Annotated in this window: 17 protein-coding genes and 2 pseudogenes; 5 read left to right on the top strand and 14 right to left on the bottom strand. The window is 28.4% G+C overall.

Annotated elements, in window-relative coordinates; translation table 11 throughout:
• Positions 1 to 18: 18 nt before the first annotated feature.
• The 4 genes from KPL44_RS16680 to KPL44_RS16665 all read right to left on the bottom strand — a co-directional run bounded on the left by KPL44_RS16680 (position 19) and on the right by KPL44_RS16665 (position 2,919).
• Entirely contained in the window at positions 19 to 1,185 is a 1,167-nt protein-coding gene (locus tag KPL44_RS16680) for an AI-2E family transporter (protein ID WP_216252534.1), read from the bottom strand.
• A gap of 206 nt (positions 1,186 to 1,391) precedes the next feature.
• Positions 1,392 to 1,544, bottom strand: coding sequence for a lmo0937 family membrane protein (locus tag KPL44_RS16675; protein ID WP_216252533.1), 153 nt, complete (start codon positions 1,542 to 1,544; stop codon positions 1,392 to 1,394).
• 369 nt (positions 1,545 to 1,913) lie between these two features.
• Entirely contained in the window at positions 1,914 to 2,699 is a 786-nt protein-coding gene (locus KPL44_RS16670) for a PRC-barrel domain-containing protein (RefSeq protein WP_216252532.1), read from the bottom strand.
• 82 nt (positions 2,700 to 2,781) lie between these two features.
• Complete coding sequence (locus tag KPL44_RS16665) at positions 2,782 to 2,919, bottom strand: lmo0937 family membrane protein (protein ID WP_216252583.1); 138 nt, start codon at positions 2,917 to 2,919, stop codon at positions 2,782 to 2,784.
• Positions 2,920 to 3,191: 272 nt separating this feature from the next.
• Between KPL44_RS16665 and KPL44_RS16660 the strand changes: the two are divergent.
• Together KPL44_RS16660 and KPL44_RS16655 are read left to right on the top strand one after the other, a co-directional pair.
• Positions 3,192 to 3,314: pseudogene (locus KPL44_RS16660) on the top strand (sporulation initiation factor Spo0A C-terminal domain-containing protein); the annotation flags it as partial.
• Positions 3,315 to 3,643: 329 nt separating this feature from the next.
• A complete protein-coding gene (locus KPL44_RS16655; RefSeq protein ID WP_216252530.1) occupies positions 3,644 to 4,429 on the top strand; it encodes a PRC-barrel domain-containing protein in 786 nt (261 codons plus the stop codon).
• A 665-nt stretch (positions 4,430 to 5,094) separates the two neighbouring features.
• Here KPL44_RS16655 and KPL44_RS26075 read toward each other — a convergent pair.
• The 5 genes from KPL44_RS26075 to KPL44_RS16630 form a co-directional block, all read right to left on the bottom strand.
• The gene (locus KPL44_RS26075) at positions 5,095 to 6,357 is read right to left on the bottom strand and encodes an FtsX-like permease family protein (RefSeq protein ID WP_367302954.1); all 1,263 of its coding nucleotides are present in this window, start codon (positions 6,355 to 6,357) and stop codon (positions 5,095 to 5,097) included.
• A 16-nt stretch (positions 6,358 to 6,373) separates the two neighbouring features.
• The gene (locus tag KPL44_RS16645; protein WP_331702769.1) at positions 6,374 to 7,135 is read right to left on the bottom strand and encodes an ABC transporter ATP-binding protein; all 762 of its coding nucleotides are present in this window, start codon (positions 7,133 to 7,135) and stop codon (positions 6,374 to 6,376) included.
• 10 nt (positions 7,136 to 7,145) lie between these two features.
• A complete protein-coding gene (locus KPL44_RS16640) occupies positions 7,146 to 8,192 on the bottom strand; it encodes a sensor histidine kinase (RefSeq protein WP_216252525.1) in 1,047 nt (348 codons plus the stop codon).
• A 2-nt stretch (positions 8,193 to 8,194) separates the two neighbouring features.
• Positions 8,195 to 8,893, bottom strand: a complete 699-nt coding sequence (locus KPL44_RS16635; RefSeq protein WP_216252523.1) for a response regulator transcription factor — start codon at positions 8,891 to 8,893, stop codon at positions 8,195 to 8,197.
• Between the two features lie 122 nt (positions 8,894 to 9,015).
• Positions 9,016 to 11,013, bottom strand: a complete 1,998-nt coding sequence (locus tag KPL44_RS16630; protein ID WP_216252521.1) for a serine hydrolase — start codon at positions 11,011 to 11,013, stop codon at positions 9,016 to 9,018.
• Positions 11,014 to 11,429: 416 nt separating this feature from the next.
• On the opposite strand from KPL44_RS16630, the gene KPL44_RS16625 reads away from it, so the two are divergent.
• Positions 11,430 to 12,677 (top strand): radical SAM protein, encoded by a 1,248-nt coding sequence (locus tag KPL44_RS16625; RefSeq protein ID WP_216252519.1) that lies wholly within the window; start codon positions 11,430 to 11,432, stop codon positions 12,675 to 12,677.
• A gap of 457 nt (positions 12,678 to 13,134) precedes the next feature.
• Here the strand turns inward: KPL44_RS16625 and KPL44_RS16620 are convergent, their stop codons facing one another.
• The 3 genes from KPL44_RS16620 to KPL44_RS25415 form a co-directional block, all read right to left on the bottom strand.
• Positions 13,135 to 13,416, bottom strand: a complete 282-nt coding sequence (locus tag KPL44_RS16620) for a hypothetical protein (RefSeq protein WP_216252517.1) — start codon at positions 13,414 to 13,416, stop codon at positions 13,135 to 13,137.
• A 78-nt stretch (positions 13,417 to 13,494) separates the two neighbouring features.
• Entirely contained in the window at positions 13,495 to 13,626 is a 132-nt protein-coding gene (locus tag KPL44_RS25850; RefSeq protein WP_301182974.1) for a hypothetical protein, read from the bottom strand.
• Complete coding sequence (locus KPL44_RS25415) at positions 13,595 to 13,675, bottom strand: staygreen family protein (protein ID WP_253201820.1); 81 nt, start codon at positions 13,673 to 13,675, stop codon at positions 13,595 to 13,597. The genes KPL44_RS25850 and KPL44_RS25415 overlap by 32 nt, the downstream gene beginning before the upstream one ends.
• Before the next feature lie 524 nt (positions 13,676 to 14,199).
• Here KPL44_RS25415 and KPL44_RS16610 point away from each other — a divergent pair.
• Positions 14,200 to 14,811 (top strand): annotated as a pseudogene (locus KPL44_RS16610) (MutS family DNA mismatch repair protein); the annotation flags it as partial.
• Positions 14,812 to 14,999: 188 nt separating this feature from the next.
• Positions 15,000 to 15,413 carry a hypothetical protein gene (locus KPL44_RS16605; RefSeq protein WP_216252513.1) on the top strand — a complete coding sequence of 138 codons (414 nt, stop codon included), beginning with the start codon at positions 15,000 to 15,002 and terminating at the stop codon, positions 15,411 to 15,413.
• Here the strand turns inward: KPL44_RS16605 and KPL44_RS16600 are convergent.
• Both KPL44_RS16600 and KPL44_RS16595 read right to left on the bottom strand, forming a co-directional pair.
• Positions 15,410 to 15,562 (bottom strand): hypothetical protein, encoded by a 153-nt coding sequence (locus KPL44_RS16600; protein ID WP_216252511.1) that lies wholly within the window; start codon positions 15,560 to 15,562, stop codon positions 15,410 to 15,412. The genes KPL44_RS16605 and KPL44_RS16600 overlap by 4 nt on opposite strands.
• Positions 15,563 to 15,612: 50 nt before the next feature.
• Entirely contained in the window at positions 15,613 to 15,735 is a 123-nt protein-coding gene (locus KPL44_RS16595) for a staygreen family protein (RefSeq protein ID WP_216252510.1), read from the bottom strand.
• Positions 15,736 to 15,848: the final 113 nt, after the last annotated feature.

The raw sequence follows: 15,848 nt of genomic DNA, 5'->3' as shown, positions 1-15,848 counted from the left end.
ATGTCAAGAAAGAGCATATTAGTTCAATCGTTGCATGTGAGAAGTATACCATCTACTAAGCAATATTTTCAAAGAGGCAGTAACCGGTACAGCTATTAGCATCCCTAAAAGTCCACCTACATTACCACCTATAATAATAGCAAGCATAATGAATACTGGATGCAAACCTACACTATCACCAACAATTTTTGGTGCTAACAAGCTATTATCCACTTGTTGAATTACAAGCATTCCAATTATCACCCATATTGCCTTAATGGGTTGTCCACTTAGTAAGGCAATAATAACTGCGAGAATAGTTCCAATAACGGGTCCAATATATGGTATCATGTTACAAATGCCTGCAATAATTCCTATTATTAAAGCATAATCTATTCCGATGAAATACAGTACAATAGCTGACAGAACGCCTACAAAGCAAGCTTCTACTAATTGTCCCCTCATATATTTATAAAACGTACTATTAATAACAGATAGTATTTCTTTTAATATATTTCCTGATTTACTTTTTCCAAATATAAGATTAAAAATTTTATTCCATAAATTCATAAAGTATTCTGAGTCTTGCATTAAATATATACTTAATACTATTGCTATGAAAAACGAAACTATATTGCCTCCTATAGATAACATAGAAGCTGTCATCACTTCTATGCTTGTCGAAAAATACGACTGAACATAACTTACAACATGGATAATCTTTTCATGTAGATTTCCTATCATCGAAATATTTGAACTTTGTAATTTCTTAGTAATAGTAGAACTAACTACTGCTGTCGGGTTATTTAAATAATTATTCAGATATCCTATCATCGTAGATATGGTTATATTATTAGAAATTTTTCCACCAATCATAATATATATTCCACTAATAATAGTTACAAAAACAGCTATTACTAATATATACATTCCTGAAATTCCTACTACCCTTCTGGGTGTTGCTCTTTTAAATATTTTTTTCTTTTCCAAGAAATTTTCAATACCTTTCACACCTGGTTTCAATAAGTAAACAATTACTAATGCCATAAGAAGCGGCTTTATAATTCCAATAATATTTCCTATTATGATTGATAATAAAGATAATATATCTTTTATATTATTGAAAATTGTTATACCAATATAAATTAGTAGCACGGTTATCGTGGCATATAAGCAGTATTGTAATAATTTTTTATCTGTTTTCATTTTCTTTTGCCCTTTCTAACTAGTTTCTTTACATTATAATAAATACATATGCAATGGTAAGTATTAAAGTATCCTTTTTTGAATAGGTCTATTTTAGAGAATAAAACAAAAAAAACAAATTCTGGATTATCACATAAGATTACAATCCAGAATTTATAAACATTTTTTCTTGTGTCCAAATTAAGACTACTATTCCTAAATATTATCTAATGTTTTCCTCTACCTGTAACAAAATCAAAAACAAATAAAATTACAGCTATTACAATCAAGATATGTATCATACCTCCACCAATATGAAGGACAAACCCTAGTAACCATAATATTATCATTACTCCTATTATCCATCGTAAAAATCCCATATATATCACTTCCTTTCATAAATTTATTTTTAACAAAATCCATTAATACATAAATTTAACATTTTTATGAGTTCTAATTAGATTATACTTACCATTTTTCAACCTATTTTTGTTATTATATATAAAACAACAACTAAAAAATATGGAGAACCTTAAGTATTACAATTATTACAACCACTCCACCAATTATTGCTAACATATAATTCACACTCCTTTTTTTTCTCTAACTATCAGTTTTTCTGTAACAAATACGGCAATGGTAAATACAATTTATACCATTGCCGTTTAATTAATTAGTTCTTTATCAACATATATATTTACACCGACATATAGTTATATTAAAAAAATGTAGATTCTCACTCAACTGTTTTAGCGTAAATGTTCATTGGAAATCTCTTCATCAATCCAGTATCCCTGTTGATTATAATGTTGATACAGTCCATTCTCGTAATCTCGGGTTAACAGAGATTCATCCGTGTATTCCGGTGACTGCTTAATATTCTCACGAAGAAGGTTGATGAATACTTTAGATTCATCCCAACTAACACGTTCTATCCATTTTGGTGAAATAAGAACCTTTTTCCCCGGCAACCAATTCTTTGTATCAATGATTAGGTAACGAATCGCCAATGTTTTATCATCAATGATAAAATCATCAACATGTCCAATCGTGCCATCTGTAGCTTGGATGTCGTACCCAATTACATCACTAGCCATGTGTAAATGGTTTTCCCACTGTTCGTTAACTTGAGGTGATCCCATTAATTTTTCTTGGTCTTGACTACTCTCTATGCGAGGAGAAAGTCCATACGCTCCCCACATGTTTGGTCCACCCCAATATACAGGCCATTCATAATACTTATAGTAATCTTCTTCATATTGTCGTGATATAGGTTCATCATTATACAAAGACGGACTGTTTTCAATCTGATTCTTGGTGAGATTAATGGTGATGGATTCTTCTTCTTTATTAACCCCAGCCAACGCATACGGTGAGATTATTACTTGTCTACCAGTTAACCAATTTCCTGTGTTTACAATCAAATAGCGAATTGCCCAAAAGTGGTCATCAAAATAGAATTCTTTGACCTTACCTATTTCTCCGTCTATACAGCTTAATTTGTAATTCTTTAGTGTTTTGGCTTTGTTTAACATAATAACATCCCTTTCGTATTCAAGTTTTTTGTAAAATGGTTCTGTGTTATATTTAAAAGAACAATTTCTATTACTGTCCTCGTCAACCAATAACATCAAAAACGAATAATATAACAGCTATGACAATTAATATGTGTATCACGCCACCACCAATATTAATCACCAGCCCCAATAACCAGAAAATTATTAATATCGCTGCTAACCAACGTAATAATCCCATATATATCATTCATTTATAAAATGATTTTTAACAAATAGTGTTAATACCTAAACTTTATGACTAATACTACATAAATTTAAATTTACGGAAAACTTAGAATATTATGGTTATATTGTATCACGGATGCCATCAAATTTCAACCTTTTTCGACAAATAATTTAGTTTATTCATTTACTTACTTACTTATTTATATAACAGTTGGTCAAGATAAAATAACCCAAAAGTCCTATCGCAATGCTAAAATTAATATAACTCAGCGAATGGATATGATCAATCAAATAACTAATATTATTCATGAAATTGGAATTCCTGCTCATATAAAAGGTTATACATTTGTAAGAGAAGCAACAAACAGGGTATTGAATGATATTGAACTTTTATCATTAGTAACTCAATATATGCCTAGATTCTCTTTCGTACTATAGATTTCGTAAGTAAATTGAAACTGTATATATCAATCACATGTGTCTGAATTTGCATATTTTTGTCGAAAGATATGATATAATATAAGAGAGTGATAGTAAAGTACGATATAAATACTCTATAATTTAAGGATAAAAGGAGTGTGAATTATATGCTAGAAATAATTGGTGGCGTGGTTGTTATAATTGTAATACTTAAATTACTCGGCATTCTGTAAGATTAAAGGTAATTCATAAAAACTACATTTAAATACAATAAAGAAGTTTTTCACAAATAACTAAAAGAAGAAAGGAGAATTATTATGTTAAGCAAAGTCAAAACACTAAAGGGTTACAAGTTGCAATGTCCCGATGGAGAAATAGGTAAGGTCAAAGAATTCTATTTTGATGACCACTTTTGGACAATTCGATATTTGATTGCCGACACAGGAAATTGGTTAGTTGGCAGACAGGTGTTAATATCACCTTATGCGTTGGATGGCGTAAATAACGAAGACCAATATATCGTAATTAATTTGACCAAAAAGCAGATTGAAAACAGTCCCTCTTTGGCCAGTGACAAACCCATATCACGACAATTCGAAGAAGATTACTATACGTATTATGAATGGCCAGTATATTGGGGTGACCCAAACATCGGGATAACTGGTGGGCTTTCTCCTTTTATTGTTAGTGGTCAAAATCAAGAAAAATTGATGGAATCAACTCAAGGTGATAAAGGTTGGGATAGCCATTTACGTAGCACTCATGAGGTGAGTGGCTACAACATTCAAGCCATAGATGGCGAAATTGGACACGTTGAAGATTTTATCATTGATTATGAGACATTGGAAATTCGTTATTTAGTTATTGCTACAATGAACTGGTGGCCGGGGAAAAAAATTCTGATTTCACCGAAATGGATAGAGCGTGTTAGTTGGAAAGAATCTAAAGTATTTGTCAACCTTATTCGTGAGACAATCAAGCAGGCACCGGAATATACTGAGGAGTCTCTGATAACACGAGACTATGAAAGCAAGCTGTACCAACATTACAATCAACAGGGATACTGGATCGATGAAGAGAATTTCAAGAAACAATCCCACTAAAACATGTGTGCGGAACCTACATTGCACGGCATGTTAAACGTAACTTTAAAAGATCTCTTCATATTAAAAGATTCCCCCATTTTAATATGAATTTGAATATAGATTAGTTTGGATGAGCCTGGTCATATACAGGCTCATTTTTTAGTACCCGCTCTATTTATTTTAATTTGATCAAATAACTAATATTATTAATCAAATTGCGGTGCCCGCTCATATTAAAGGCTTTATTAACTTAATTAATGTATTATTTATAACTGAATTTTACGCTATTTTGAGGGATTATTCGGTTTGAATAGTTGTTCATGAAATATGAATACTATTCAATTGCTGTAATATTAAAGGATATAAATCTGTTTGCTACTCCATGTTTATAATTCAATAGCCCATTATCAGTTTCAAAAGTTAAATTATATTTATAATCAACTGACGGAAATCCCATATATCATTGATAAAATAAGGCCAAAAATGATACAAAATAAAAAAGAATATCTGCTACAGCCATTATCAAAATACTTCGCAGTTTCCTACGAGTGTAGTATGAATATCTAGTTAATTATACTATTTTTACCTTGAATCATATATTAAAAAGCTTTAGTAAACACTTAACCTTTCTATCGATGGTATATGTGGACCTGAAGTATTATCTGGCGTGGAAAATAAACTTTTCATCCGTTCGTTTCAATTATTTTTATTCTAGTTACAATATATCCTAATAATTGTATAATAAAATAACATATAAATATTTTAATTGTATTTATCACAAAAACTTTACCTAATTTGCAAATATAAAGATATACGATACTTGTGAGAGTTGTTATAAATATATGTGAAAAAAATATTAACTTAAGTTTGCATAATAATATACTATCTATTTCTTTATCAATTAGTCCAATATTATATAATTTGATCTTCTCAAATTTCCAGTTATCTAGATCTATTTTGATTTTAAAATATAATATAGTGGAGGAAGCGATAAAACTTAGCAATACAATAAAAATATATATGGAATTAAAAGAAGACATTTGAAAAATGTTGTAAGTGTTAAAACGTGTTTTTACATTAGTCAAATTACCAATTCTTTCGGAAATAATAAAGGTGAAGTTTAAAAAAGCGATAAAGAAAATTATAATTTTATTATCCTTTAAAGAATCCTCTAATTCATTTATTAAAAAAATTCTCTTATAATAAAAATTTTTATTTTTTTTTGTAAAAACAATAAATATATTTATGAAAATTAAAAATAATATAAAAATTACTACTATACATATTAAAGAATAGTCGATATAATATCTAGATTGAAAGTTTAGGGCTATTCTTTCATTAAAATGAATGCAACATAGTATTAAAACATAGGGTGCTATTCTTAATAAATTTTCTTTTTTAGAATGTACCATATGTAAATTTTTATGATTTGTTATTTTTATTAAGGACAGACTATTAATAAATTTAGATGTCCATAAAATGAATATAATAGCAAGCAAAATATAATGTCCAATAGTAATTATGTAGATAATTGATTTAAATTTAAAAGTAAAAGCAGAAATTCCTGCTAATTTAAATATGAAAAGTACAATTATTTTTGAAAATATAATACCTAAAATTAATCCTATAGGCACATATATGAAAAAATTTAAAATATTTTCTAGGAGAAGTAGCATTTTCAGCTCATTACAGGTCATGCCCAAAGCCAAAAATGTTGCAAATTCTTTTTGTCTGTGTTTTACGAAGGAAATGTACGTCAAAATACTCCATAATGCAGTATTAAAGACAGCAATTGCGGGTAATACAAAAACATTTTTTCGATTAATTGCTGATACATATGAATTATATAGTGTTAACTCAGTAAAAAAGAATATAACTGAGATTATTAGGGAAAATACAAACAAGAAATATTGATCTAAATTTAATTTTATAGTTTGTTTCAGCATCTTTGCATAATTCATATCATTCACCACTAATCACTGCTAGAGTATCCAATATTCTATTAAAAAAAGCACTTTGATCTCCTTTGTTATATATATCTACAAATATTTTTCCGGATTTTATGAAAATCACTCGTCTGCAGCAGCTTGCAGCGTATATGTCATGTGTAACCATAAGAATTGTTGCTTTTTTGACATCATTTATCATTTGCAAGTAATTCATAAATTTTTTAGAAGTATTTGGATCAAGACTTCCAGTTGGTTCATCAGCTAAAATAATATATGGATCATTTATTAGAGCTCTACATGCGGCTGCTCTTTGTTGTTCTCCTAAAGACACATTATATGGATATCTATTTCTAATATCGTATATATCAAAAAACATAAAATATTCTTTTATTTTTTCATCAATTATTGGGGCACTGATTCCCTTAAATATCAATGGAAGTGCAGCATTTTCTGCAAGTGTAATATTATCAAGAAGATTAAAGCTTTGAAATATAATTCCTAGATTTTCACGCCTAAAAATAGATTTTTCTTTTTTGCTTAAGGAAGTTATATATTTATTCATTATTTTCACTGTTCCACTATTAGACGTGTCAATACCTGATAAGATATTAAGCAGAGTTGTTTTACCACTTCCTGATTGTCCCATAATAGCAGTAAATTCTCCACTTTCAATGCTTAAATCTATACCGTTTAATACATTATTAGAGTTAACTTCTAAATTTCCTCCATACACCTTAATAATATCCTCAGCACATAAAACTTCCAATGCAATCACCCCATTGTTTTTAAATTTTTGATGGATAAGTAACTGAAATAGTAGTTCCTTTATTAATCTCAGATTCTATGGCTATGCTATGATTCAACTTCTTTGATATTACTTTGCAAATATATAGGCCTATGCCAGTAGCATCGCCCACTTTTCTACCGTTTTCTCCTGTGAAAAATGGTTCGAAAACTCTTTTTATATCATAGCTTGGAATTCCAATACCTTCATCTCGAATTGTTAATTTTGTTTCTTTATCATTTCTATATATATTAAAATATACATATGTGTTTTTTTTGTTATCTTTAGAATATTTAATAGCATTTGATAGAAGTTGTTCAAGCATAAATTTATTCCACTTTTTATCTGTAACAATCAATATTTTTTCATATTTAAATTCTATTTTAGGAAATACATTATTATAGATAAATTGACTTTTTTTATTATTGATGACCTCCTTTAATAATTGAACTAAGTCCGCTGTTTGGGGTTCATAATCTTTTGGAAAATCTTTTAATCTACTAATGTTTAGAATTTGATCTAAACCATTCTTAACTTTATTATTTTCTTCTCTTATATCAAAGAACAATCTTAATATATTCAATTGGTTCATTGTGGAATCCTCGTTACTAAAGCTTGTTTCTTTAGTAGCTTTTTGAATGATAAGATCAATTATTGAAGGAGGAGTCTTTATATTATGAATCCATTGAGACAAAAAGTACTTATTATCTGTATTTTGTGCATGAATTTTACTTATTTTATTTGTATAGTTTTCATGAATTTTAAATATAGCATTAGCTGTTTCTAGCTGTTCATTTGTTTTTGGATTTAAATTAAAGTACCTGCTTTCTATGCCTTCATTGATACTTCTATTAAACTTATAATATTTGGACCATTCACTTAATATTAAAAGTAGGTATAGTACTATAGATAGTAACAAAGGATATAATACATCAATTTGAGTATCTAATGAGTAAATGTAAATAAGAATTAAAATTGTACTAAGAAAATATACAATAGTAAGTGATAGTTTATCTTTTGCAAAATTTATTAATATATTTTTGTTCATATTTAACCCTCTTGCTCAGAATCACATTGAAACATGTATCCTATACCCCATTTGGTTGAGATAACTTCACTAACACCAAATTCTTTAAGTTTAGTTCTTATTCTTGCTATATTAACTGTTAACGTATTATCATCTACAAAAGTAGTATCATTCCAAAGCTCTTCTAAAAGGTATTCTCTACTGACTATTCTATTTTCATTCTTAATAAGTATACTTAAGAGCTTGAACTCATTTTTACTAAGCTCAAGTTCAATTCCATTATAATGTATTTTAAAAGTATCTTTATTAAGCTTAATACCTCCCATACTTTCAATTATAGTGGATTCATTTGCATATTCACCGTACACTCTTCGTATTGCTGCTTGTATCTTAGCAAGCAGAAAGTCAAAGTTAAAGGGTTTTGTAATATAATCATCTGCTCCGAGTTCAAGTCCACGTATTTGTTCCTCTCTACTATCTCTTGAAGAAATAATAATTACAGGTATTTTTGAGGTTCTTCTAAAAGTTTTACACAATTGAAACCCATCGGAATATGGAAGATTTATATCTAAAAGAATCAAGTCAGCTTTTGAATTTTTAAGTTCTACCTCTACATTTCTAAAATCTTGTATATAAGTAACATCAAATCTATATTTTTGAAGATGTTCTGTTACGAGTTTATTTAGCCTGATATCATCTTCAATAATAAGTATCTTATACAAAACAGATTCCTCCTTTTTAAAGTTATGATATAATATAGTAACTTTTCTATATTATATCATAACTTAAAAGGGCGGAAAGAAGATTGAATTTGATAGTAAAGGAAACTGAGTCTGATTTTTGACTAAAACTTGAATCCTAAAAGGTTCCAGTAATTTAGATAAAGACTAAAAATTAAAAATACACAACAAAGTATTATATTACGTACAAGTATACTGGGATTAGACTTTTCCTTGTTCCAATATACATAGGTTGCAATCAATAGTCCAAAAGTAAATATGGTAGTTAGTATTGGAATAAACAATAGAAATATAACCATCTTAGGTAATTCTGGTAAAAAAGTAAGAGAGGATGATAAATCAATACATTCTTTAGTCATACCCAATAAAAATACTAAATTTAATATGCATATAGAAAGTATAATATATCTATGATGCTTATAAATTGACAATTCCTTAGTAGCTTTTTTCTTGAAATTAAGTAATAGCATTGTAATGGACATACATAAAAACAATACTGAAAAAAGTACAAAAATGATTTTATGCAACATAGGGTTTTCATACCAATGTATTTTCTCATAGGCAATGCTTGAACCAGGAGTAAGCATATAAGATATATTTCCTTGTTTATTTGCTTTAAAGGCAATAGTATCATCTCCTTTAATATTCTTAAAAAGTAAAGGTTCTATCTCTTTATAGAGATTTTGCCCACCTGGGTTTTTTACGATCAATGTATCCGACTTGCTTTTTATATTTAATGGTGGAACCAGTAGTAATACTAATTTACCTATTTCATTTCTTGGATATCTACTAGCTTGGTAAACACCTTCCAATTCTTTTAAATTACTTTTTGTAAATTTAACTTTATTATCCATACTGGTTTGTACTTTAGATTGTGGATAATATTTTTTCATGAATTCATTGGCTATATTACCACCGATATTGGCTCCAGTATCACCATTGGTTGAAATAAAAAATCCCAAATTACTGTCAGGTATTAAATATAAGAGACTATTAAAACCATAATCGTTACCACCATGGCCAAGTACTCTCACCCCATTTATATTGTTTTCTTCAAATCCATAGCATAAACCGGGAATATTTATATCCAATGGAAAATGCTTTTTATGCATATCCACTGTAGTATCTTTATTCAATATTGCAGTATTATCATAAGTACCATTATTTAAATGCGCTATCATAAACTTAGTCATATCATCTGCGGTGGTTTTTAATCCACCCGCTGGTGCCAAGGTTGTTCCATATATAGGGACCTTTTTATAAACACCATTTTTGTAATCATATCCTTTAGATAAGTTACCTAGTATTTTGTTATTGAAAGAAAAACTACTGTTATTCATATGTAGAGGCTTCAATATATTATCTTCCATATATTTATCAAAAGGAGTACCAGTCATACTTTCAACAACATAACCAGCTACAGACATACCATAGTTACTGTACTGGGGAGATTCACCAGGCTCACGAATTATAGGACGAAGGCGAGATATTAAGGTATCTTTTAATGGCTTTTCTTGTAGATAACTTTTTGTTTGAGATTCTCCGATAATTTTTTCATCAAAACCAGCGGTGTGAGTCAATAGATTTTCAAGTGTTACAGGTTTTGAGTATTTGTTTTCTATTTTAAAATCCTTTAAATATTTATTTATATCTTCCTTTAAATTTACCTTACCTTTTTCTTTTAGCTGCATAACAGCTGTAGCAGTAAAAAGTTTCGAAATTGAAGCTACTCTAAAAACAGTTGTCTTAGGATCGACAGGTATTTTTTTATCTATATCTGAATATCCATATCCTTTTTCAAAAAGAACAGTATTGTCTTTAACAACAGCAAAAACTGCTCCGGGTACTTTAAATTTTTTCAACTGTTCATTAAACAGACCATCTGCAAACTTTTCTACATTGTCCTTATTTAAAGGCTCTTTATGGTTGTTACCTAATAAAGATATAGAATTTTTTTCTTTACTTTCTGTTGTTGTAACAGTTTGGTGAGTACTCAGAATATGTGCTAAGCATTTTATTTGAAAGCATAAAAACGGAAGTACATATGCAATAATTATTATAATTATTAAAAATCTTTGCATATAAGTTATAGATTTTTTCATAGTAGTAGACCTCCTTAATTTTTCTGGATTGATTTGTTTGGTGTGCATTTAAAGGCTCCAAACATAAATAAATTCTATATGAATTAAGGAAATTAATAAATTGATTTATATAATAAAACCTTACAGTTTTGTAAGGTTTATTGAACTTGGAGTATTTTAACTATAAGTGGGTAACGAGTGAAGGGTCCGTACTAGAGTCTGAAAATAAGATATTGATGAAAGAGAATATTAAAATTTACAATAAAGTAAACGGAATTTACGGTTATATAAGGATAACGATGAACCTGAATCGTGAGTTAGAAAATAAAAGGAAACTATTATTATTTATAGAACTATATGTTAGAATTGAAATTATCAAACAATAATTCGAATTACGGTAAAATCTATTCGAATTATGTGGAAAGGAGTATGAAACCATGATAACAAGTATTTTAAGAGTGATTCTTACAAGATCATTTAAACCTTTAATGTTTACATCTAAAGTTGATTATAAAATGGAATTTGATTCAAACGAAATAGGAATATATGTACATATACCCTTTTGTAAGACGTTATGTCCCTTTTGCCCTTATAATAAAATCAAATATGATGAAAGTATGATAAACCCATATAAAACTGCATTGATTGATGAAATAAATATGGTAGGAGGACTATATGGACGTAAGAAAGTTATAACAAGTGTATATTTTGGAGGAGGTAGCCCTGCACTTATGCTTAATGAGCTTGGTGAAATTATCACTGCTTTAAAGAAAAACTTTAATATAAGTACTTCTATTGGTATAGAACTACATCCAAGCGATATTACTAAAGAAAGCTTATTAAAAATTAAAAGCATTGGATTTGATATGGTTAGTATAGGTATACAATCTTTTCAATTAGAATGTCTTAATACCCTAGGTAGAGAATATATTGATGGTGCAGAAAAAGTAAGATTGGTAAAAGCAGCTGGATTTAAAACTATAGATGTTGATTTAATTTTTGGTATAGCAAATCAAGGTGAAGATATTTTAAAAAAGGATTTTTTAATGGCTTTTGAATTAGGGGCCACTCAAGTTTCTACATATCCATTTATTGATTTTTCATATGCCAATAATATAAGGAAACCTTTAGGAAAACAAGAAAAAAAGCGACTTCTAAATTGTTTGGAGAAAACTAGCATTGAGATAGGGTGCGATCGAACAGCTGTTTGGACTTTTGCTAAAAAAGGCACAATACGATATTCATCGATTACCAGAGATGCTTTTATCGGGTTTGGACCTAGTGCGACTTCACTAACAAAGGAATTTTTAAAATTAAATACTTTTTCAGTAGAGGAGTATATCAAGTGTGTAAATAAAGGGAAAATACCTACAGCCATGACAATGAAGTTTAGCGAGAGAAATCGAGCTCTTTATTGGTTGTTTTGGAATGCATATACTTTAAAATTTAATGATGATGAATTCAAAAAGTTGTTTGGAGTAAATCTAGAGAAAATGTTCAAAATTGAATTAAGAATTGGTATTGCATTAAGATTACTTACTAAAGTGGAAAATAGCTATATTCTAACTAAAAAAGGAACTTATTTTTATCATTTATTAGAACAAAAATATACAAATCGCTATATAGATAAATCGTGGAGGGAAGCAAGAAAAAATCCTTGGCCAAATGAAATACGTCTATATTAATTTTTATAAATTACTCCAATGTTTTAGAATTATACAATTTTTTTGTTATGCCTTATCTTACAATTATAAACTAAATCATTTACTTAAGGATACTATTTTTAAAGTATATTACATAGGTGGTATTTAATATAGGGACTAGTCTGTCACTTATATTTTTTATTATTATGATATCAATAGCCCCAAAGTGAATATAGCATAAATGTAATTGTGTTACTTTTACTTTGGGGCTATAGGCTAGATGTTCATATACAAGAAATGCCGTGAAATTTTGCTTCCACGGCATTAATATTTTACACAAATACATGGTATTTGTATGAACTTTAAAAAACATTATGAATGTACAAGGGATTCCAATGCATTATTATATAATGGCATTTATTAATCTTGGTTAACTTAGTATTATGCCATTTTAGCTTATTATCTAATATTGTTAAAAGTATTGATGGTGCTTTATTTGCTAAACTCTTACCAAATCGCTTTTTATTGTTGAATTTACCGTTTGTGCATAATATTTATATTTACCACGAATTAATTTTCTTACCACTCTACAATATTTAGTTTTATTTAATAATGAAACTTGTGCGTATTCATCGTTTTTATTTATAATCACATTTATATCTAATCCATTCCATACTAATTTATTGTCTATAAACCTAATCCAAGTTTTATTGGATTTTCCCTCAACACTATTCATTTCACCATACTTTTTAAAATAAACTCTATTTGATTGATGGAGCATTAATTTTTGAAAAGCACTAAAACATCTAGGGATTTTCTCTAAAAAATTTTATATCTACATATCTAAGCGCCGAAAGTGCTAGCTATAATTCTTTTGTGAAATGCTATTACGTACCGCTGACATTATTGGGTGATTTGCTTTATCTACCATAACATTAACCATCAGTGCATACTCACTATTAAACATGGATCCATTCTGCCAGCACTTCATCCCTCATGTCAGTGATTTTATCATAATCATACTTTGCTGCAATAGTCAAAAATAATTCTCCGGTAACGTCTGAATGAGTAAGGGTATATAAATACTGATGAAATTGTGGAAATGATCAAAGTATGACTTTAATAACTTAATTAAAGCTGGTAGGTAGAAATTTTAAAGGATAATTGAGTATGTTTGTTGAAATGGAGCAGAGTTATATTTTTATAATCGATACCTACTATGATATTGCCATAAGCAAATACTTATTTTTAAAATATATTAGAACGAAATATTATGACGGAAATTGGAGGGCAAACGTTGGTTAGTGCATATAATAATTATGTTAATAAATTGAGGACTTACAAAGATTTAATTGAAGAACAAAATAAGTCAATAAAGAGTTTAGTTTATTTTAGATTTTTTACCTTCGTAATTGATTTTAGCGTTACAGTCTATACTTTTATCATTAAAAGTTATTTGGTAAGTATAAGTGTTTTTATTGTTTCACTGGTTATTTTTATTTATTTAATTATAGAGAAGAGTAAAGCAATCAATAAAAGAAATTACTCAATTTGCGACTTCATAGTAAAAGCCAATGGATTAGGTCATCCACTTTTAGGTTATAAAAAAATATGTAATAATATTACAATCAGTAATGAAAAAAACATTTTACTAATAACAGGCTCGAATATGTCTGGTAAGAGTACATTTCTAAGAACCATAGGTATAAATTTAGTATTAAGTTATATTGGCGCCACTGTATGTGCAGAAAAATTTGAATGCTCACTTATGAAAATTATTACTTGTATGAGAATAAGTGATGACTTAGAAAATAACATATCTTCTTTTTATGCAGAAATATTAAGGATAAAAATGATTGTTGAAGAGAAAAGAAAGAATAAAAAAGTATTTTTCTTATTAGATGAATTATTTAAGGGAACTAATTCTATTGATAGACATGATGGAGCTAAAGCATTAATAAAACAATTAGGTGAACAAGGTGCGTCAGGACTTATTTCTACTCACGACTTGGAATTGTGTGATTTACAATATGAGTATTTCAAAATTAAGAATTATAACTTCCAAGAGTATTATGTAAATAATGAGATAAAATTTGACTATAAAATTCGAGACGGAGTATCAACTACTAAGAATGCTTTATATTTAATTAAGTTGTCGGGTATAGATTTAGAATAGTATATAAGCCTTTGATTACAAGTTAATAAAATAATATGTAAAAATTACAAAATATCGTTTTATGTCATAAAACAGACGTTTCATGCTTTTATGGTTACATTATAGGCGGTAATGCAATATCATGTTAACTGAGCGATGGAAATCTTTCAAATTGTATTATTTAAATAAATATAGTAAGGAGAATATAAATGAAAATATATAATAATAAGGGATTTATATTGGGAGTACTATCTTTACTTTTCGCAATTGCTGAGGTTGTTATGTTTTTTGTGGATTCAAGTAAATCAAGTATAATACTTTTGATTATTTTAACGGTAACAGGAATAGAAGAAATAATAAGAAGTTTAAACAAAAAAAGTAGTATTGAGGATAAAGATTCTGAAGACGAACGAGAAAAATTTATTTTTTTTAAGTCAGGTAATATAACATGTATTATTACATTTTGTTTATGCATTTTGTTTTTATTAATACTTTCAGTTCAAGGGGTTAAATGGTGGGGCGCTCAATTAGTTGGACCTATTGTAACAACTTTAAGTATTATTAGTGCTACTATGGTATTAGTATGGTTTAGTGCTTATTTCTTTTATAATAAGAAAAATTAAACAAACGGGCTGTAATATATTGGTGACGGTAATTCTTTTGTGAAAATGCTATTACGTACCGCTGATATTATTGGGTTCTTTTCTTTATCTAACATAACATTAACCATCATTGCGTACTCACTATTAACCATGATCCATTCTGCCAGCATTTAATCCATCATGTCAGTGATTTTATCATAATCATACGTTGGTGCAATAGTCAAAAAAATTCTCCGGTAACGTCTGAATGAGTAAGGGTATATTTCCTAGGGATAATTGGCTTTGTTTCACCTGTTCTCATGCCGAAATTAACGTGTAACATTTCCATATTGAATTTGTTCAAAGCCTTCCCTCCATAACATAAATACATTATATATATTATGAAGTTAACTGTTGTTATGTTCTTGTTATGCATTTAAAATGATGGTGAGCGTATTCAATTGTATATAATAAAAA

This window comes from Clostridium sp. DSM 17811 (genome assembly GCF_018861905.1).
In the GTDB taxonomy this organism is placed as follows: Bacteria; Bacillota; Clostridia; order Clostridiales; family Clostridiaceae; genus Clostridium_AD; species Clostridium_AD frigoriphilum.
Note: the sequence above shows the minus strand (reverse complement) of the source record. Positions and strands in the feature narration are given on the sequence as shown.

Bases quoted from the DNA above. Each gene is read 5' to 3' on its own strand.
- KPL44_RS16680 (WP_216252534.1), bottom strand. From the start codon at position 1,185: ATGAAAACAGATAAAAAATTATTACAATACTGCTTATATGCCACGATA.
- KPL44_RS16675 (WP_216252533.1), bottom strand. From the start codon at position 1,544: ATGGGATTTTTACGATGGATAATAGGAGTAATGATAATATTATGGTTA.
- KPL44_RS16670 (WP_216252532.1), bottom strand. From the start codon at position 2,699: ATGTTAAACAAAGCCAAAACACTAAAGAATTACAAATTAAGCTGTATA.
- KPL44_RS16665 (WP_216252583.1), bottom strand. From the start codon at position 2,919: ATGGGATTATTACGTTGGTTAGCAGCGATATTAATAATTTTCTGGTTA.
- KPL44_RS16655 (WP_216252530.1), top strand. From the start codon at position 3,644: ATGTTAAGCAAAGTCAAAACACTAAAGGGTTACAAGTTGCAATGTCCC.
- KPL44_RS26075 (WP_367302954.1), bottom strand. From the start codon at position 6,357: ATGCTGAAACAAACTATAAAATTAAATTTAGATCAATATTTCTTGTTT.
- KPL44_RS16640 (WP_216252525.1), bottom strand. From the start codon at position 8,192: ATGAACAAAAATATATTAATAAATTTTGCAAAAGATAAACTATCACTT.
- KPL44_RS16630 (WP_216252521.1), bottom strand. From the start codon at position 11,013: ATGAAAAAATCTATAACTTATATGCAAAGATTTTTAATAATTATAATA.
- KPL44_RS16625 (WP_216252519.1), top strand. From the start codon at position 11,430: ATGATAACAAGTATTTTAAGAGTGATTCTTACAAGATCATTTAAACCT.
- KPL44_RS16620 (WP_216252517.1), bottom strand. From the start codon at position 13,416: ATGCTCCATCAATCAAATAGAGTTTATTTTAAAAAGTATGGTGAAATG.
- KPL44_RS25850 (WP_301182974.1), bottom strand. From the start codon at position 13,626: ATGAAGTGCTGGCAGAATGGATCCATGTTTAATAGTGAGTATGCACTG.
- KPL44_RS16605 (WP_216252513.1), top strand. From the start codon at position 15,000: ATGAAAATATATAATAATAAGGGATTTATATTGGGAGTACTATCTTTA.
- KPL44_RS16600 (WP_216252511.1), bottom strand. From the start codon at position 15,562: ATGCTGGCAGAATGGATCATGGTTAATAGTGAGTACGCAATGATGGTT.